This is a genomic window from Micromonospora sp. NPDC005298 (assembly GCF_040607375.1).
Taxonomy (GTDB): domain Bacteria; phylum Actinomycetota; class Actinomycetes; order Mycobacteriales; family Micromonosporaceae; genus Micromonospora.
In genome coordinates this window covers 141,819-160,176 of record NZ_JBEXGP010000002.1, presented here as the reverse complement: position 1 = coordinate 160,176, position 18,358 = coordinate 141,819, and the positions used below count along the sequence as shown (strand labels likewise).

The 18,358-nt window shown below is 72.8% G+C and carries 13 protein-coding genes; 6 read left to right on the top strand and 7 right to left on the bottom strand.

Translation table 11 applies throughout. From position 1 onward, the window contains the following. Positions 1-144 precede the first annotated feature (144 nt). Complete coding sequence (locus ABZS77_RS05385) at positions 145-837, top strand: hypothetical protein (RefSeq protein WP_354817605.1); 693 nt, start codon at positions 145-147, stop codon at positions 835-837. Between the two features lie 16 nt (positions 838-853). Here ABZS77_RS05385 and ABZS77_RS05380 read toward each other — a convergent pair whose 3' ends face one another. The 4 genes from ABZS77_RS05380 to mfd all read right to left on the bottom strand — a co-directional run bounded on the left by ABZS77_RS05380 (position 854) and on the right by mfd (position 8,042). Beyond that, positions 854-2,473, bottom strand: coding sequence for a DUF885 domain-containing protein (locus tag ABZS77_RS05380; RefSeq protein ID WP_354817602.1), 1,620 nt, complete (start codon positions 2,471-2,473; stop codon positions 854-856). 51 nt (positions 2,474-2,524) lie between these two features. Then, the gene (locus ABZS77_RS05375) at positions 2,525-3,511 is read right to left on the bottom strand and encodes a nucleoside triphosphate pyrophosphohydrolase (RefSeq protein ID WP_354817599.1); all 987 of its coding nucleotides are present in this window, start codon (positions 3,509-3,511) and stop codon (positions 2,525-2,527) included. A gap of 2 nt (positions 3,512-3,513) precedes the next feature. Further along, positions 3,514-4,302, bottom strand: a complete 789-nt coding sequence (locus ABZS77_RS05370; RefSeq protein ID WP_354817596.1) for a hypothetical protein — start codon at positions 4,300-4,302, stop codon at positions 3,514-3,516. Between the two features lie 110 nt (positions 4,303-4,412). Further along, the gene (mfd, locus tag ABZS77_RS05365) at positions 4,413-8,042 is read right to left on the bottom strand and encodes a transcription-repair coupling factor (protein WP_354817593.1); all 3,630 of its coding nucleotides are present in this window, start codon (positions 8,040-8,042) and stop codon (positions 4,413-4,415) included. Positions 8,043-8,447: 405 nt separating this feature from the next. On the opposite strand from mfd, the gene ABZS77_RS05360 reads away from it, so the two are divergent. Next, on the top strand, positions 8,448-9,359 hold the full coding sequence (locus ABZS77_RS05360; RefSeq protein WP_354817590.1) for a cyclase family protein: 912 nt from the start codon (positions 8,448-8,450) through the stop codon (positions 9,357-9,359). A 190-nt stretch (positions 9,360-9,549) separates the two neighbouring features. After that, positions 9,550-10,392 (top strand): AraC family transcriptional regulator, encoded by an 843-nt coding sequence (locus tag ABZS77_RS05355; protein ID WP_354817587.1) that lies wholly within the window; start codon positions 9,550-9,552, stop codon positions 10,390-10,392. A gap of 304 nt (positions 10,393-10,696) precedes the next feature. Here ABZS77_RS05355 and ABZS77_RS05350 read toward each other — a convergent pair whose 3' ends face one another. Next, on the bottom strand, positions 10,697-11,737 hold the full coding sequence (locus ABZS77_RS05350; protein WP_354817584.1) for a S66 peptidase family protein: 1,041 nt from the start codon (positions 11,735-11,737) through the stop codon (positions 10,697-10,699). A gap of 71 nt (positions 11,738-11,808) precedes the next feature. On the opposite strand from ABZS77_RS05350, the gene ABZS77_RS05345 reads away from it, so the two are divergent. Then, entirely contained in the window at positions 11,809-12,837 is a 1,029-nt protein-coding gene (locus tag ABZS77_RS05345; protein WP_354817581.1) for a hypothetical protein, read from the top strand. A gap of 128 nt (positions 12,838-12,965) precedes the next feature. After that, entirely contained in the window at positions 12,966-15,752 is a 2,787-nt protein-coding gene (ppc, locus tag ABZS77_RS05340) for a phosphoenolpyruvate carboxylase (RefSeq protein ID WP_354817578.1), read from the top strand. Between the two features lie 70 nt (positions 15,753-15,822). Here the strand turns inward: ppc and ABZS77_RS05335 are convergent, their stop codons facing one another. Beyond that, positions 15,823-16,656: a hypothetical protein gene (locus ABZS77_RS05335; RefSeq protein ID WP_354817575.1), complete on the bottom strand. Its 834-nt coding sequence runs from the start codon at positions 16,654-16,656 to the stop codon at positions 15,823-15,825. Positions 16,657-16,710: 54 nt separating this feature from the next. On the opposite strand from ABZS77_RS05335, the gene ABZS77_RS05330 reads away from it, so the two are divergent. Continuing rightward, positions 16,711-17,889: a DNA recombination protein RmuC gene (locus ABZS77_RS05330; protein WP_354817572.1), complete on the top strand. Its 1,179-nt coding sequence runs from the start codon at positions 16,711-16,713 to the stop codon at positions 17,887-17,889. Position 17,890: 1 nt separating this feature from the next. Here the strand turns inward: ABZS77_RS05330 and ABZS77_RS05325 are convergent, their stop codons facing one another. Beyond that, complete coding sequence (locus ABZS77_RS05325; protein WP_354817569.1) at positions 17,891-18,331, bottom strand: hypothetical protein; 441 nt, start codon at positions 18,329-18,331, stop codon at positions 17,891-17,893. Positions 18,332-18,358: the final 27 nt, after the last annotated feature.

Here is an 18,358-nt window from a genome sequence, read left to right as displayed (position 1 = left end):
AACGCAGCGTATCGGGCCACGGGAACGGGCACGGCGTCGCCCGCGCACCCGCGCCGCCCCGCGCTGACGGACATTCCCGGATTTCCGGGCGTCAACCGGCAACTGGTTTGCGCTGCGTGGACCGGATCCACCAGGCTGGTCGTCATGCCCGCCGCCTCGACCACCCTCCGCATGCTCGCCGTGTCGGTCATCGCGTCGCTCACGGTCACCGGCTGTCAGACATTCGACGACGCCGGAATCGCCCTGGAACGCTCCGAACTCGTCAACGACCTCGCGGCCCGCCTCGACCGGGCGCTGGAGCTGACCTACTCGGCCGACTACCAGCTCCCCGGCGGCCGGAGCGCCGCGATCGCGCAGGCGCAGGACCCGGCCCGCTCCTCGTACACCTACCCGGGCGGGCGGCTCACCGTCACCCCGGAGGCGGTCACCCGCTGCACCGCCACCGGGGCCCGCACCGACTGCACGCTCGTCACACCGCCCACCTCGGCCGGCAAGCCCACCGTGGCGCTGTTCACCGAGGCGAACCAGCAGGGCCTGGCCACCCCACCGGTCGTGGTGGGGCTGCTGACCGCCGCCGCGCTCGACCCGCAGGCGGTCATCAAGCAGACCGACACGACCGTCGCCGGCCGGCACGCCACCTGCGTCGAGGTGCAACGGTCGGACGGCGACTTCACCGCCTGCGTGACCACCGAGGGCGTGCTGGGGAGCTTCACCGGGCCGGTCGACGGCAAGCCGATGGAGCTGGCGTTGAGCCGCTACTCCGAGACGGTCCCGCAGGACGCGTTCGACCCGCCCGCGGGCGCGAACGTGGTGGACCGCCGCCCCGGCGGCTCCTGACCGGCGCGGCCGGCCCCTAGACCCCGAGCAGGGTGCGCAGGTGGCGCGGGGGCGGGCAGTCGTGGGCGAGCATCGCGTCGTGCCACTCGCGCACCGACACACCGTCCGGACGGGCGGCGGCGATCTCGGCCACCTCGCTGTACCCGACGAAGTACGTCGACAGCTGGGTGGAGGTGAGCAACGACCGGCGCCACTTGCCGGCCGCCTCCCCCTCCTCCTGGAAACCGCGCCCGGTCATCAGCGCCATCGCGTCGGCCTCGGGCATGTCCTCGGCGTGCACCAACTGGTCGAGCAGCGCGTTGATCGTCATCCGGAGCTGCATCTTGAGCTGCTGCAATCGCACCGGCAGCCCGCCGAAGCCGAGCCCGACCATCAGCTCCTCGGCGTACACCGCCCAGCCCTCGATGAACGGACCGGACTCGGCCAGCGCCCGCACCCGCGTACCACCGACGTAGCGGCGAGCGTGGGCGAGCTGGAGGAAGTGCCCGGGCATCGCCTCGTGCACCGTCAGGTTGCGGATCATGTGGTCGTTGTACTCGCGGTAGAACGACTCGACCCGCCGCGCCGGCCAGTCCGACGGGGTGGGGGCGATGCAGTAGAACGTGGGGAGGTCCGCGGTCTCCAGCGGGCCGGGCGAGTCGCAGTACGCGACGGCGACACCCCTGGCGAACTCCGGCATCTCCTGGATGACGCACCTGTCGTCGACCAGGCTGACGAGGTCGTGGAGGCGGACGAAGTCGGTCGCCTCGTCGAGGGTGACGCCGGCCAGCTCGACGATTGTCGCGTCGTCCGGGTGCTCGGCGGCGAGGACGTCCAGGGCCCGGCGTACCGCCTCGTCGTCGGCCCGGCCACCGACCAGCTCGACGGCCGCCGCGCGGATCTCCTCGGTGACCCGGTCCAGGTTGGCCCAGGCGCGACGCTGGATCTCGGCGGCGCCCAGCTCGGTGTCGAGGGTGTGCCAGAGCCGGGCCTCCCAGCGGCGGCGACCGAGCCGTGGGTCGCGGCCCGGGCCGGCGTCGGCGGCGAGGCCGGCACGCAGCCAGGCGACGAACTCCTCGAGCGCGGCGACCGCGGCGGTGGCCGCCGGCTCCACCCGGTCGAGGCTCCCCGGCGCCTGGGCGATCAGCGCCGGCAACTCGTCACGGATCAGCGCGGCCGTGCCGGTGAACTGCCCGACCGCCGTCTCGGCGTGGATCCTCGGCATGTCCCGCAGGGTCGCGCGGGCGGTGGCGAGGGCATCGGGTACGGCGGCGAGCCGGCCGGCGAGCTGGGTCAGCCGCACCTCGGCCGGGGCGTACGGGCGGGCCAGCAGCGGGTGCAGCAGTGGCCCGGGATTGTGCCGTAGCGGGTCCCACTCGTGCGCCCGGATCTCGGTCGCCTCGAACAGCTCCCGGTCGACGAACGAGCTGAGCAGCGCGTGGTCGACCTGCTCGTCGACGTCGAGCGAATCGGGATCCAACTCGGACAGCGCGTTCGCCGCGTCGGAGAGCATCGCCCGGTCGGCGGCGAGCGCGTCGGCGGACAGGTCCGGCAGCCGATCGTCGTACCGATGGTCCCCCACCGAGGTGGCAAGCCCCGGCCGCGTCTCCAGCAGTGCCTCGACAACCCGCTCAGCGAGTACCTCAAACGCCTCCACCCGATCACCCTACCGACACCTCCGCCGGTCAGGTTGATCAAGCGGCTCGCGTCAGAATCCGGCCCGTCGACCGCCCTCGGCGGTACGGACGGCCTCGGCGTACGCCAGGGTCGCCCGGCGGAGCGCATGTTCCGGGTCCAGGTCGGCCTCGCGGGCCGCGGCGACCGCCGCCAGGAGACTCGCGCCCAGCCTCGCCTCCTCGTCCACCTGGGAGTCCGCCAGTGGAGGCGGGACGGCCAGGCCGACGCGGGCAGCGCGCTCCAGGATCTGCGCGGCCAGGGCCAGCGCGGGCTGACTCAACGCCACGCCGTCCAGCACCGAATCGCGCGCCTTCTCAGCCCGCTTGATCCGCTCCCAGTTGGCGGTGATCTCCTCCAACGTGCCCGCCTCCGTACCGGCGAAGACGTGCGGATTGCGCCGGATCATCTTGTCGACCAGGCCACCGGCCACGTCGTCGATGGTCCACCGCTCACCCTCGGGCAGGTCCTCGGCCAGCCGGGAGTGCAACACCACCTGGAGGAGCACGTCACCCAACTCCTCGCGGAGCGCGTCGGTGTCGTCGGCGTCGATCGCGTCGTACGCCTCGTAGCTCTCCTCCAGCAGATACCGGGCGAGGCTACGGTGCGTCTGCGCACGCTTCCACGGATCACCACCCGGCGAGGCCAGCCGGTCCATCACGGCCACCGCGTCCAGCAGCCGGGCGCCCGGCGGATCCCACGAGCCGTACATCAACTCCATCTCGGCGAGCCCCGGCTCCCGCGCCAGCCGCAGACCCAACTCCCGGGCCAACGCCTCGTCGCCCGCCGGACCGGCCAACCAGACCACCGTGCCGTGCGCCGCGACCAGGTCCAGCAGCCGCTGCGTCGCCGGGCCGTCCACCACGGCCACCTCGGCGCCCGCCTGGCGCACGGCCGTGACCAGCTCACTCTCCGCGCCGGTCAGCACCGGGTGCTGGCGTACGACGTCCCAGGCGGCCGCCGTCAGCAGACCGGCGGGAAGCCGGGGCGAGGTGACAAGCAGGACGATCCGTGCCGACATGCTCAGCTGGCCGTGCCCTCGGCGTCCGGGTTCGCGCTCGACGGCACCGACTGGGGGGTGGAGATGTCCGTGACCGGACCCTCCTCGTTGATGTACGGCAGCGAGTAGAAGACCAGCGACTGGCCGGTGCTCACCACCGACGGCACGCCCACCGCCCGGAAGCGCGGGTTGATCGTGACGTCGACCCGGTCGGCCTCCTCCTCCAGGGCGGCGCTGAGCGCGGTGGCGCTGCGCACGAAACCGCCGTCGCCGAAGGCCCGCCGCACGTCGGCCACCTGCATACCGCCCTGGATCGCGCCGGTCTTCGTGAGCGCGCCGTACACCGCCATCAGCGAGTCGTCGCTCAGGTCGGCCGGCGGAAGCTGCTGGTTGAGCACCTGGAGCAGGTCGATCCACTCACCCCAGAGCTTGGCGTACTCGGTGCTGGCCGGCACCCGCAGGTTCTGTTCCAACTGCTGCGGGGTGACCTCGTCGGGCACCTGGAGGTTCTTCGCCGCCGCGACCCGCTTGCCCAGGTCCAGGCTGACCAGCAGGTTCACCACGTCCTGCCGGGTGACGGTGGAACGCAGCTGCTCGGGCGACGGCGTGGCGCCCGCCTGCCCGGCCTCCTGACGGACCGCGTCGCCGTACTTCGCCTGCACGTCGTCGTAGATCGCGTCGACCCGGTCCAGGGAGTACGTCGTGTCACCGACGTACGCGGCGACGTCCGGCGCGGACTTCCCGCAGGCAGCGAGGGAGAGGACACCCAGAGCCGCGACGCTGGCGGCGGCGATCACACGGCGAGCACGCATGCCCGTCACTCTCTCATGCCCTCCCGGTCGCTGTGACGGCCCCCACCGCACCGCGCCGCCCGCAGACTCCCGTGGCCGCGCCAGCGAGCGCGGCCGGGACGCCCGCAATCTCACGTGGCCGCGCCGGCGAGCGCGGCCGGTGCGCCCAGCACATCGGAGAGCAACTGGGCGCACCACTGCAACAGCGCCTGGTCACGCAGCGGCTCCCCGCCGATCCGACGGGTGCTCGGCCGGGGCACGCTGACCTGGTCGGTGGCCTGCTTGTAGACCGCGTCCGGGTGGTAGCGCTTGAGCCGCAGCTGCTTCGAATCCGGCAACGGCAGCGGGCCGAACCGTACGTGCTTGCCCTGCATCGACACGTCGGTGAGGCCGTACCGGCGGGCCAGAAGACGGAACCGGGCCACCTCCACCAGGTTCTGCACCGGGGCCGGCGGCTCGCCGTACCGGTCGGTCATCTCGGCTACGACCTCGCTCAGCCGCTCCTCGTCGCGGGCCTCGGCGAGCTTGCGGTACATCTCCAGGCGCAGCCGTTCCACGCTCACGTAGTCGTGCGGCAGGTGCGCGTCGATCGGCAGGTCGATCTTGACGTCGGTCTCCTCCTCGGGCCGCTCACCCTTGAACGCGGACACCGCCTCGCCGACCATCCGTACGTACAGGTCGAAGCCGACACCCTCGATGTGCCCGGACTGCTCGCCGCCGAGCAGGTTGCCGGCGCCCCGGATCTCCAGGTCCTTCATCGCCACGTACATGCCGGCGCCCAGCTCGGTGTGCTGCGCGATGGTCGCCAGCCGCTCGTGGGCGTGCTCGGTGAGAGGCTTCTCCGGCGGGTAGAGGAAGTACGCGTACGCCCGCTCCCGACCACGGCCGACCCGGCCACGGATCTGGTGCAGCTGCGCCAGGCCGAGCAGGTCGGCCCGCTCCACGATCAGCGTGTTGGCGTTCGGGATGTCGATGCCCGACTCGACGATCGTGGTGCAGACCAGGACGTCGAACTCCTTCTCCCAGAAGCCGACCATCACCTTCTCCAGAGCGTCCTCGCCCATCTGGCCGTGCGCCACCGCGACCCGCGCCTCGGGCACCAGCTCCCGCAGCCGCCGCGCCGCCCGGTCGATCGACTCGACCCGGTTGTGCAGGTAGAAGACCTGCCCGTCGCGGAGCAACTCGCGGTGGATGGACGCGGCCACCTGCCGGTCGTCCTGCGCGCCGACGAAGGTGAGCACCGGGTGCCGCTCCTCCGGTGGGGTGGCAATTGTGGACATCTCCCGGATGCCGGTGATCGCCATCTCCAGGGTGCGCGGGATCGGGGTGGCCGACATGCTCAGCACGTCGACCGAGGCGCGCAGCGTCTTCAGGTGCTCCTTGTGCTCGACACCGAAGCGCTGCTCCTCGTCGACGATCACCAGACCGAGCTGCTTGAACCGGGTCGCGGTCTGGAGCAGCCGGTGCGTGCCGATGACGATGTCGACGGTGCCGTCGGCGACCATCTCCAGCGTCCGCTCGGTCTCCTTCGGGGTCTGGAACCTCGACAGCTGCCGGATCTGCACCGGGAACTGGCTCATCCGCTCGGCGAACGTGTTGTAGTGCTGCTGCACCAGCAGGGTGGTCGGCACCAGCACCGCCACCTGCTTGCCGTCCTGCACCGCCTTGAACGCCGCCCGGACCGCGATCTCGGTCTTGCCGTAGCCGACGTCACCGCAGATCAGCCGGTCCATCGGGACGGTCTGCTCCATGTCCCGCTTGACCTCGTCGATCGCGGCGAGCTGGTCGGGCGTCTCCTGCCAGGGGAAGGCGTCCTCCAACTCCCGCTGCCACGGGGTGTCCGGGCCGAACGAGTGGCCCTTGGACGCCTTGCGGGCGGCGTAGAGCTGGATGAGCTGCGCGGCGATCTCCCGCACTGCCTTGCGGGCCCGGGCCTTGGACTTCTGCCAGTCCGAGCCGCCCATCTTGTGCAGGGTCGGCTGCTCGCCGCCCACGTAACGGGAGAGCTGGTCGAGCTGGTCGGTGGGGACGAACAGGCGGTCGCCGGGTTGGCCGCGCTTGCTGGCCGCGTACTCGATGACCAGGTATTCGCGGCTCGCGCCGTTCACCGTGCGCTGCACCAGCTCGACGTACCTCCCGATGCCGTGCTGCTCGTGCACCACGAAGTCGCCGGCCTTGAGCTCCAGCGGGTCGATGGTGTTGCGTCGGCGGCTGGGCATCTTGCGCATGTCCCGCGTCGAGGTGCCCCGACCACCCGTCACGTCGTTGCCGGTCAACAGCACGAAACGGGACGCCTCGTCGACGAACCCGCTGCTCAGCGCCCCGCACGTCACCAGCAGCTCGCCGGGAGCGGGCGCGGTCGGCACCTCCTCGGTCAACCGGGCGCCGAGGCCCGCGTCGCGCAGCACCTCCACCGCCCGCTGGGCGGGGCCGTGCCCCTCGAAGACCAGCGCGATCGACCAGCCCTCGCCCGCCCACCGCTTGAGGTCGTCGACGACCCGGCTGGTCTCACCGTGGTACAGCGGGGCCGGCTGGGCGGCGAGGGTCACCGCGATGGCGTCGTCCGGGGAGACCGACGCCTGCTCGGGCGCGTCCTCCCAGGGCTGCCGCGTCTCGGTGGTCTCCGCCTCCACCAGGCCGAACGGAGACAACGTCCACCACGGCTGGCGGAGCCTGCCGGCGGCGGCGCGCACCTCGGCGAGGGTGCGGAAGGCGGCGGCGCCGACATCCACCGGCGCCTGGCCGCCGACCGCGGCGGCGGCCCAGCTGGCCTGCAAGAACTCCTCCGAGGTACGCACCAGGTCGTGCGCCCTCGTGCGGATCCGCTCCGGGTCGCACAGCAGCACGTGGGTGCCGGCCGGCATCGCGTCCAGCAACAGCTCCAGCGAGTCGGGGCCGACCAGCACCGGCGCCAGCGACTCCATGCCCTCCACCGGGATGCCCTCGGCCAGCTTGTCCAGGATCTCGGCCAACTCCGGGTGCTGCTCGGCCAGCGCGGCGGCCCGCTCCCGGACCGCAGGGGTCAGCAGCAACTCGCGGCAGGGCGGCGCCCACAGCAGCGGCACCTGCTCGATGGTCCGCTGGTCCGCCACCGCGAAGGTGCGGATCTCCTCCACCTCGTCGCCCCAGAACTCCACCCGCGACGGGTGCTCGTCGGTGGGCGGGAAGACGTCCAGGATCCCGCCGCGCACCGCGAACTCGCCACGCTTGGTGACCAGGTCCACCCGGGCGTACGCCATGTCCGTCAACCGGCGGGCGACCTCCTCCAGGTCCGCCTCCTCGCCGGCCGCGAGCTGCACCGGCTCCAGATCGCCAAGCCCCTTGAGCTGCGGCTGGAGCAACGAACGGACCGGCGCCACCACCACCCGCAGCGGACCCGTGCCGCCGTGCGCGTCGGTCGACTCCGGATGCGCCAGCCGGCGCAGAACGGCCAACCGCCGCCCGACCGTGTCGGAGCGGGGCGAGAGCCGCTCGTGGGGCAGCGTCTCCCAGGAGGGGAACACCACCACCTGCTCGGACGGCAGCAACCCACCCAGCGCGGCGGCCAGATCGTCGGCCTCGCGTGTGGTGGCCGTCACCGCCAGCACGGGCCGCCCGGCCCCCTCGTTGTCGGCGGCGACCGCCGCGACGGCGAACGGGCGCAGCGCGGCAGGGGCGGTGATGTCGAGGCCGTCGACCTGGGCGGCACCGGAGCGCGCCAGGTCACGCGCCCGGGCCAGCCCCGGGTCGGCCAGGGCGGCGGAGAACAGACCGGTGAGCATGTGATCACTTCCAGGGGAGTCGACGCACACGACGGCTGCCCCTCGTCCGGTCGGACGGGGGGTGCACGACAACCAGACTAGCCCCGTCCACCGACAGCGACCCCTTTCCGCCCCAGGTCCGCCACCGCGCGCCCCGCGCCCCCGCGCCCCCACCCCACACCTTCGCGCTTCGCGCCCCGCGCCCCGCGCCCCGCGCCCCGCGCCCCGCGCCCCGCGCCAAGATCGTGCTCGATCCCGGAAGTAGTGGCCCCGCCGGCGGGTCGATGCCACTGTTTCCTGGATCGAGTGCGATCTTGCGCGCGAGCCAGGCGCGGCGCCCACCCGGCGCACGAACTCACCCGGACCCCCGCCTCCTGGAGTCCGCGATCTTGACCTGGGGCGCTGGGTCGTGATCGGGTTTCGGTCATGGGTAGGCAGTGGCGGGCACAGTTCGACGCGGAGGTGAGCTTCGCCAACGGCGGCGGGTTGCGCACCGAGGGTTTCCGGCTGGACATTCCGGGTCGGGAGATCAGTGACGAGGATCTGGCCGCGCTCTTCGTGCGGCACCTCGGGCTGCTGATGGTCTCCGAGGTACGGATCAGCGAGAAGACGGTCATCGAGGAGCCGCACAAGGGCGGCCGGGGTGTCACCGGCGTACCCGGCACCGGCCGCCGGCTCGTCGAGTTGAGCCATCGGATCAGCGACGGAATGGTGACGCTGCCCGGCTGGACGGCGCCGCGGATCGGCCACTGGTTGACCTTCGCGGAGTCCCGGGCGCGCTACGCGCCGGGCACCGAGTTCCAGGTGGGCCGGATCGACATGATCGCCAACACCGGCACGTACGTGGACGCTCCCGCACACCGGTGGGCTGGCGGTGACGACCTGTCCGGGGTGCCGCTGGACCGGCTCGCCGACCTGCCAGGGGTGGTGGTCCGGGTACCGGCCGGCACCCGGGCGGTGGACCGGTTGATGCTGGCGCCGTACGACGTGGCGGGGCACGCCGTGCTGCTGCACACCGGGTGGGATGTGCACTTCGGGACCGAGCGGTACGCCGCACCGGAGGCGCCATACCTCACCGGGGACGCCGCCCGGGCACTGGTTGATGCCGGCGCCGCCCTGGTCGGGATCGACTCGATCAACATCGATGACATGAGCGCCGCGTCCGGCGGTGAACGTCCGGCGCACAGCACGTTGCTCGCCGCCGGCATCCCGATCGTGGAGCACATGACCGGTCTGGACGCGCTGCCGCCGGACGGTTTCCGGTTCACGGCGGCCCCGCCGATGGTGGTGGGCATGGGTACCTTCCCGGTCCGCGCGTTCGCCGTGGTCGACGGCTGACGCCGGCACGCCGGCAGGCCGGCCCTCGGTCCAGGTCGGGAAGAGGGGTGGACCGGGGACTGGTGAGCCGACACCATCGGGGCAGAGCGAAGGTGAGCCAGGGGGAACGATGCCCGCAGAAGGCACGGGGAGCGATCCACGCCGTCGCACCACGCCCGCGCGGTGGCGGGTTCTGGGGCACCCGGACGGAATGTTGATCTACCAGGTGCACTGCATCGTCGAGAACCACGGTTGGACGGAGACCGCCGCCGAGGACCGCCACAAGATCGTGCTTGGCCGGTCCGGGGCGTACCGCCGCCGGCTCAACGGGCGGGTCGGGCTCTCCGACGCCACCTCGGTACTGGTGACCCGACCCGGTGACGAGATGTCGGTGGCGCACCCGTTCGGCTGCGGCGACTCGTACACCTGCCTGGAGATCGATCCGGCGGTGCTGGCGGAACGGAAGGACGCGGAGCGCTGGCTGGACCGCAGCGGCTGGGCCGGCACCTCCGACGCCACGCTGGACCTGGCGCACCGCCTGCTGGTCGCCGAGTTCCGGCGCGGGCTGGACGGGTTCGAGATGGCCGAACGGCTGCAACGGTTCCTGGCCCGGCTGCTGCACCACAGCACCCTCGGCCCGGAGGAGGCGGGCGCCGAGGTGGAGCGTGCGGTACGACGACGACCGGCGACACTTGCCGCGCACCGGCGACTCGCCGACCGGGCCCGCGAGGTGCTGGCCAACTCCGGCTTCACGTTGGGTCTGGACGAGGTGGCGCGCGAGGTCGGCAGTTCACCGCACCACCTCAGTCGGGTGTTCCAGCGGATGACCGGCAGCAGCCTGACCGCCTACCGGAACCGGCTGCGGGTGCGGGAGGTGCTGAACACCCTCGCCGAGCCCGACGGCCGCCCGCTCGGCGCGCTCGCCACCGAGTACGGGTTCGCCGACCAGGCGCACCTGACCCGCGTGGTCCGCGACCACGTCGGCCATCCACCGGCCCGACTGCGCCGGCTGCTCACCGCCGCCGACGGTGACGACCCGAGGGGTACGAGCTGACCCGGCCGGACCCTCGCCGGGGCGACCGCGAGCGGGGCCGCGACGGGCGGAACAACCGCGCCGAGGTGCCGTACGTGGGGTGTACGGCACCTCCGCAGGCGCGCACCGAGGCGGCCCGTCACAGGTCCGGACGGGCGTCGGACCTCCCCGAACAGGTCCGCGTGCCGCGCTCCGCCAGCTGTCCCGCTGGCGGCTCCCGGACCGACACGACCATCCTGCCGAGGCGCCCACCGCCCGGTCTTGAACAAAATTGCTCATTCAGCCGAGCCCCGAGCCGACACACGCCGGCCCGAGGCGGGACAGGTCAGTAGCGCACCGCGATCCGCTGGTCGACGGCGTCGACCCGGATCGCGCCGCCGTACGGGATGATCAGCTGCGGGTCGGTGTGGCCGAGGTCGACGTCGAAGACCACCACCGCGTCCGGGTTGTAGGTGGCGAGCGCGCGGCTGATCGCATCGCGTTGGGCCTCGCCCCACGCGAGCCGTTCCGGCACCGGGAGCGGCTTGGCGAAGTCCCACGCCTTGGGTCGGCCCACGACGACTGCGGGGAAGGCGGCGAGCAGTCCCCGTTCTCCCATGTTCCGCACGATCCGGAACACCTCCCGGGCGTCGGGCAGTTCGTTCGAGGTCTCGAAGACCAGCACGGATCCGGTCAGCTCGTCGGCGGTGGGCACCCGGTCGGTGGCCATCAGCCAGTGCAGGATCTCCAGGCAGCCACCCCAGGTGCGGCCCTGCACCACCCGCGCCGGCCCGTGCCACCGCCAGCCGTCGCCGGGCAGCATCTCCGGCTCGTACGCCAGCGTCTCCGGTTCGCCCCACGGGTTGGGCCGGTCGCCCCAGAGCGGTGCGGGGGTCAGGTCGTACCAGTCGCTGGTGAACAGCGCGGCGCGCAGCGAGTCGAAGGTCAGCGGGTGCGGCGCGCCCGGCCGGCCGAGGTGTACCAGCACCGACCCGCCGTGGTACGCCACGATGCCCAGCCGGTACAGGTGGTTGAGCACGTTCGTGTTGTCCGAGTAGCCGAAGTAGGGCTTCGGGTTGGCCCGCAGCACGTCGTCGTCGAGGTGCGGGGTGACCGTGATCAGGTCGTCCCCGCCGACGGTGGCGAGCACGGCGGTGATGCCCGGGTCGGCGAAGGCGGCGGTCAGGTCGCGGGCCCGGTCGCGCGGGTCGGCTCCGGCGGCGCGGGTGGTCGGGTACTCGACCGGCTCCAGGCCGAACTCGTCGCGCAGCCGGCGCAGCCCCAACTCGTACACGTGGGGGAAGACGGCCGGTAGGCCGGCGGAGGGTGAGACGACCGCGACCCGGTCGCCTGGCCGCGGTTTCGGCGGGTAGCTGAGCGACACCATGATCAGACGCTAGCCGCCCGGCCAACCGGTTTCTGCCCGGTGAATCGCAGAACGGGTCATAAGCTGACAAGGTGGACCAGGCACCGCAGGGCCGATCCCGCGACTGGGCGCCGCGCAGCCTCGGGCTGCTCCTCGGCACCCTCGCGCTGGCCACCGCGTTCATCGCGGCCTACGTGGGGGCGCTGCACCAACCCACACCCCGGGACCTGCCGGTCGGCGTCGTCGCCGGCGACCAACGCGCCGAGGCGACGCTCGCCGCCGTGCGCGACCAGAGCGACATCATCAAACCCATCGGGTACGACGACCCGGGCGCTGCCGAGCACGGCCTGCTCGGCCGCTCGGTGTACGCGGTGCTCAGCAGTCGGGACGGGGGTCTGCTGCTCACCGTCGCCAGTGCGTCCGGCCCGTCCGCGACGAGCGCGATCCGTGCGGTGCTGACCACCGCGGCGGCCCGGTCCAACGCGCCGCTCGAGGTCGTCGACGAGGTGCCGGTCCCCTCGACCGACCCGCGCGGGGTGGTGCCCTTCTACCTGAACGTCGGGTTCGTACTCGGCGGCTACCTCGCCTCCACGGTGCTCGGCATCTCCGCCGGCACCACCCCGCGAACGGCGCGTCGGGCCGGTCTGCGCATCGCCGCGCTCGCCGTCTACAGCGTGCTGCTCGGCGTCGCCGGCGCGCTCGTGGTCGGCCCGGGCCTGGACATCTGGCACCACGACGTACCGACCATCGCCGCCATCGGCGCGCTCGCCGTCTTCGCCGCCGCGATGCTCGCCAGCGCCATCCAGGGGTGGCTGGGCGTCGCCGGCACCGCGCTCGTCATCCTGCTGCTCGTCGTGCTCGGCAACCCCGGCTCGGGCGGCGTCTACGCGCCGGAGTTCCTGCCCTCGCTGCTGCGGGGCATGCACCGGTGGAACATCCCCGGGCTCGCAAACGACCTCACCAAGGCGGCCGTGTACTTCGACTGGCGGTCGGCGGGCTGGCCTGCGGTGGCACTCGGCCTCTGGGCGGTCGCCGGCGCGGTCGGACTCGTCACCGCCAGCCTGGTCCGCGGTCGCCGGGCCGGCGCTGCCCACCCCACCCCGGCCGGGGACGGTGGTTGAGATCACGTCCGAATCGGCCCCTCCGGCACAGGAGATCCGGCGGGGCCCCTCCTGCCATCCGGGTCCGCGCGGATACGATCCAGGGAGTCGGACAGCGCTGTCCTTCGTACCAACGTAAGGAGCGCATCGTGACCGACCAGCACGACCACGACGGCCCGGACGCCGCGCTGCGCGCCGACATCCGCCGGCTCGGCACCCTGCTCGGGCAGACCCTGGCCCGCCAGGAGGGCCGCCCGCTGCTCGACCTCGTCGAGGAGATCCGCGCCCAGGTCCGCAGCGACGCCCCGGCTGCCGCCCAGCGGCTCGGCGGGCTCGACGTGACCACCGGCACCAAGCTCGCGCGGGCCTTCTCCACCTACTTCCACCTGGCCAACATCACCGAGCAGGTGCACCGCGCCCGCGACCTGCGCCGCCGCCGCGCGGTACAGGGCGGCTGGCTGGACCAGGCCGCCAAGATGATCGCCGAGCGCGGGGTGCCGGCCGAGGAGATCGCCAACGCCGCCCGGCGGCTGGCCGTCCGGCCGGTCTTCACCGCGCACCCCACCGAGGCGGCCCGCCGCTCGATCCTGTCCAAGTTGCGGGCCATCGCCGACGAGTTGGACACCGAGACCGCGAACGCGATCCTCTACGGCGCCAGCGACGAGGGCCCGGCCAACCGCCGCCTCGCCGAGCTGCTCGACCTGATGTGGCAGACCGACGAGCTGCGGCTGGACCGACCGGACCCGACCGACGAGGCCCGCAACGCCATCTACTACCTGCGCGACCTGTACGCCGAGGCCGCCCCGCAGGTGCTCGACGACCTCGCCGACACGCTGCGGACGCTCGGCGTGGAGACCTCGCCGACGGCCCGCCCGTTGAGCTTCGGCACCTGGATCGGCGGCGACCGGGACGGCAACCCGTTCGTCACCCCGGCGGTCACCCGTGAGGTGCTGACCATCCAGCACGAGCACGGCATCGCGGCCACCGAGAAGGCGATGGACCACCTGATCAACGAGGTGTCCGTCTCCCGCCGGCTGCGCGGGGTGTCGCTGGACCTCTCCGCCAGCCTCGCCGCCGACCTGGACGCGCTGCCCGAGGTGGCGCAGCGCTTCCGCCGGGTCAACGCGGAGGAGCCGTACCGGCTCAAGGCGCGCTGCGTGAAGGCGAAGCTGGCCAACACCCGGCAGCGGCTGCGCATGGGCACCGCGCACGTGCCGGGACGGGACTACCGCGGCTCCGCCGAGCTGGTCGCCGACCTGGAGCTGCTGCGCGCCTCGCTGGCCCGCAACTCCGGGCAGCTCACCGCCGTCGGCCGGCTGGCCTCCACCATCCGTACGGTGTCCGCGTTCGGCCTGCACCTGGCCACCATGGACGTCCGGGAGCACGCCGAGGCGCACCACGCGGTCCTCGCCCAGTTGTACGAGGCGGTCGGTGAGGTCGCCGACTACCCGGCGCTGACCCGGCTGGAACGCACCAAGCTGCTCGCCGACGAGCTGACCGGCCGCCGGCCGCTGTCCACCCTGGACACTCCGCTCACCGAGGCGACGCGCAAGACGTTCGACGTGTTCAGCACGATCCGCGAGGCACAGGACCGGTTCGGCGCCGAGGTCATCGAGTCGTACATCATCTCGATGACCCTGGGCGTGGACGACGTCCTGGCGGCCGTGGTGCTGGCCCGCGAGGCCGGGCTGGTGGACGTGCACAGCCGACGGGCCCGGATCGGGTTCGTGCCCCTGCTGGAGACCCCCGCCGAGCTGAACGCCGGCGGGGAACTCCTCGACGAGCTGCTGTCGCTGCCCGCGTACCGGGCGCTGGTGGCGGCCCGGGGTGACGTGCAGGAGGTCATGCTCGGCTACTCGGACTCCAACAAGGAGGCCGGGATCACCACCAGCCAGTGGTCGATCCACCGGGCGCAGCGCGCCCTGCGGGACGTGGCCGCCCGGCACGGTGTGCACCTGCGGCTGTTCCACGGCCGGGGTGGCACGGTGGGGCGTGGCGGCGGGCCCACGCACGAGGCGATCCTCGCCCAGCCGTACGGCACGCTCGACGGCGCGATCAAGGTGACCGAGCAGGGCGAGGTGATCTCCGACAAGTACACGCTGCCCTCGCTGGCCCGGGAGAACCTCGAACTCACCCTCGCCGCGGTGCTCCAGGCGACGCTGCTGCACACCGCACCCCGGCAGCCGGCCGAGATGCTGGAACGCTGGGACGCGACGATGGACGTGGTGTCCGAGTCGGCCTTCCGGTCGTACCGGTCGCTGGTGGAGGATCCGGACCTGCCGGAGTACTTCTGGGCGTCCACGCCCACCGAACTGCTCGGCGCACTGAACATCGGCTCCCGCCCGGCGAAGCGCCCGAACACCGGCGCGGGCCTGTCCGGCCTGCGGGCCATTCCGTGGGTGTTCGGCTGGACGCAGACCCGGCAGATCGTGCCGGGCTGGTTCGGCGTCGGTTCGGGGCTGGCCGCCGCCCGCGAGGCCGGACTGGCCGACGTGCTGGCCGAGATGAACCGCAACTGGCACTTCTTCCGCACGTTCCTGTCGAACGTCGAGATGATGCTGACCAAGACGGACCTGAGCATCGCCCGCCGGTACGTCGAGACGCTGGTGCCGAAGAAGCTGCACCCGATCTTCGAGCAGATCGAGCGGGAGTACGAGCTGACCAAGCGGGAGGTGCTGGCGGTGACCGCCTCACCCGCACTGCTGGAGAATTCGCCGGTGCTCCAGCGCACCCTCGCGGTCCGCGACACCTACCTGGAGCCGCTGCACCACCTCCAGGTGGCGTTGCTGCGGCAGTACCGGGACTCGGGTGCCGCCGGGCGGGCCGTGGCCACCGCGCCGGGCGGCCGTCGCGCACCGAGCGACGGCACCGCCCTGGAACGGGCGCTGCTGACCACGGTGAACGGCATCGCCGCCGGTATGCGCAACACCGGCTGACCGGACGGAACGACGAAGCAGGCCCCGGTCGCCACGACCGGGGCCTGCTTCGCGGGTCATTCACCGACTGTCAGAAGTCGCCCCCGCCGAAGTCGCCGCCACCGAAGTCACCGCCACCGAAGTCGCCCCCGCCGAATCCTCCGCCGAAGTCACCGCCGGCGTAGTCGCCGCCACCGAAGTCACCGCCGACGTCGCCACCCTGGTCACCGCCGAAGTCCTGGTCGCCGCCGTCCCCGCCCTGGTCGACCCCGTCACCGAAGCCCTCCTGGTAGCCCTCGTCGTACCCGTACCCCGGGTCGGCGAAGGCCGGCGAGAACAGCGCGTCGGCGATCAGGATGCCGCCGAGCACACCGGCGCCCGCGCCCAACGCCGTCTTCCACCACGGCGTCGAATACCACCCGGCCGGCACCGGCCGGCCCTGGTAACGCCCACCCGGGTAGTAGTAGGGCGTCTCCCGACCCGGCTGCGGACCGGCCCGGAAGGTCTGCCCCTGCACGTCGACAGTCCGTTCCTTGGTGAGCTGCCCGACACCGCGCGCGGCGGCCAACGCCGGCAGCTCGGGGCCGGGGTCGATGCCCAGGGCGGTACGCGCCGCCCGGATGTACGCCAACCCCTCCAGCGCGGTCTCCCGGGCCAGCGCGAACTGGTTCGGCGTGGACGCCTGCTCCAGCTGCGAACCCGCCGCGTTGTACCGCTCGCCGGCATCGGCCAGCGCCTGCCGCACCGCCGGGTCCTCGCCGTGCAGGTTCATCAACTGGCCGCCGAGACGCTCGTACCAGCGGTGCGCCTCCGCGCGGGCGTCGCCCAGCTCGGTGCGTCGACGGGCGGTGGCCTGAGCGCGGACGAGCGCCCCGGCGCCCAGCGCGCCGACCAGCACAACCGCGAGGCAGAGCACAAGTTCCATGTCAACGAACGTACCCCCGGGTGTCACGTCGTACCCGTCTGGCAAGCTCCGGTGATGGACGTCTCGACGCTGCTCCTGGTGATCGTGTGCCTCGGCGTCGGAGGGGCGGTGGGTTGGCTCGCGGCCCGGTCCCGGTCCGTGGCCGACATCGCCCGCCTCGACGCCACGCTGGCCGCCACCCGCGAGGGCGAGGGGCGGCTGGAGCAGTCCATGCGGGCGCTGAGCTACGAGGCCACCGCCCAGTCCCAGGAGGCGGTGGCCCGGGCGGTCGCTCCGCTGCACGACACCCTGCGCCGCTACGAGCAGCGGGTGGCCGAGCTGGAGCACGACCGCGTCGACGCGTACGCCGAGCTGCGGGAGCAGGTGCGCTCGATGAGCGCGGTCTCCGGTGAGCTGCGTACCGAGACGAAACAGCTGGTGGCGGCACTGCGTGCGCCGCAGGTCCGGGGCCGGTGGGGTGAGCACCAGCTACGCCGGATCGTCGAGGCGGCCGGCATGCTGGAGCACTGCGACTTCTCCGAGCAGGTCACCGCCAGCACCGACCAGCAGGTCGTCCGCCCGGATCTGGTGGTCCGGCTGCACGGCGGGCGGTCGGTGGTGGTGGACGCGAAGGCGCCCTTCGACGCGTACCTGACGGCGATGGAGGCCCGCGACGAACGCGGCCGGGACACCCACCTCGACGCGCACGCCCGGCACCTGCGCGGGCACGTGGACGCCCTGGCCGCGAAGTCGTACTGGTCGGCGTTCGACAACTCACCGGAGTTCGTGGTGCTGTTCGTGCCCGCCGACCCGTTCCTCGACGTCGCGTTGCAGCGTGACCCGTCGCTGCTGGAGCACGCCTTCGCCCGCAACGTGGTCCTCGCCACGCCTGCCACGCTCGTCGCCCTGCTCCGCACGGTGGCCTACTCGTGGCGGCAGGAGGCGCTGGCCCGCAACGCGCTCGCCGTGCACACCCTGGCCCGGGAGCTGTACGGCCGGCTCTCCACGCTCGGTGACCACGTGGGCAAGCTCGGGTCGTCGCTGGCCGGGGCCGTGACCGCGTACAACCGGGCGGTGGGCTCGCTGGAGGCGCGGGTGCTGGTCAGCGCCCGCAAGCTCGCCGAGCTGGGCGTCTCCGACCAGGAGCTGGCCACCCCGGCCCAGGTCGAGCTGACGCCCCGGCAACCGCAGGCACCCGAGCTTGTCGACGCGGCCGACGACGAGGTGGCGGCCGGCGAGCCGACCCGTCCCTGAGTCAGGCGGGCAGGGCGGTCTCCACCTGGAACGGGGTGCCCTGCTGGCAGGTGGTCATCACGCCCGCCTCCACCCGACCGGTGACGGTGACCTTCGCGCCGGAGACCAGCAGGTCCCGTGGGCCGCCCAGCAGCAGGTAGCCGTCGAGCAGCACACAGTTCGGTTCGACACCGGCGGTGATCGTGCCGGTGAGCGTGGTCGCGCCCACCGGCGGCGGCAGTGTGGGGCCACCGGGCTTCGGCCGGCGCACCGGCGCGGACGGGGTGGTGGTCACGGCCGGGTCGGAGGTCGCCGGCACGGCGGTGGACGGCGACGGCTCGGCACTGGGCTGACCGGTCGCCGGCGCGCTCGGGCCGGGGGCGGTGGGGTCGTTCGTTTCGCCGCAGGCGGCAAGTGCCGCGCACAGCACGAGGGCGGGGACGGCGAGCCGAGGGATCCTCATACCCGTATCCGACGTGCCGCGTCGCCG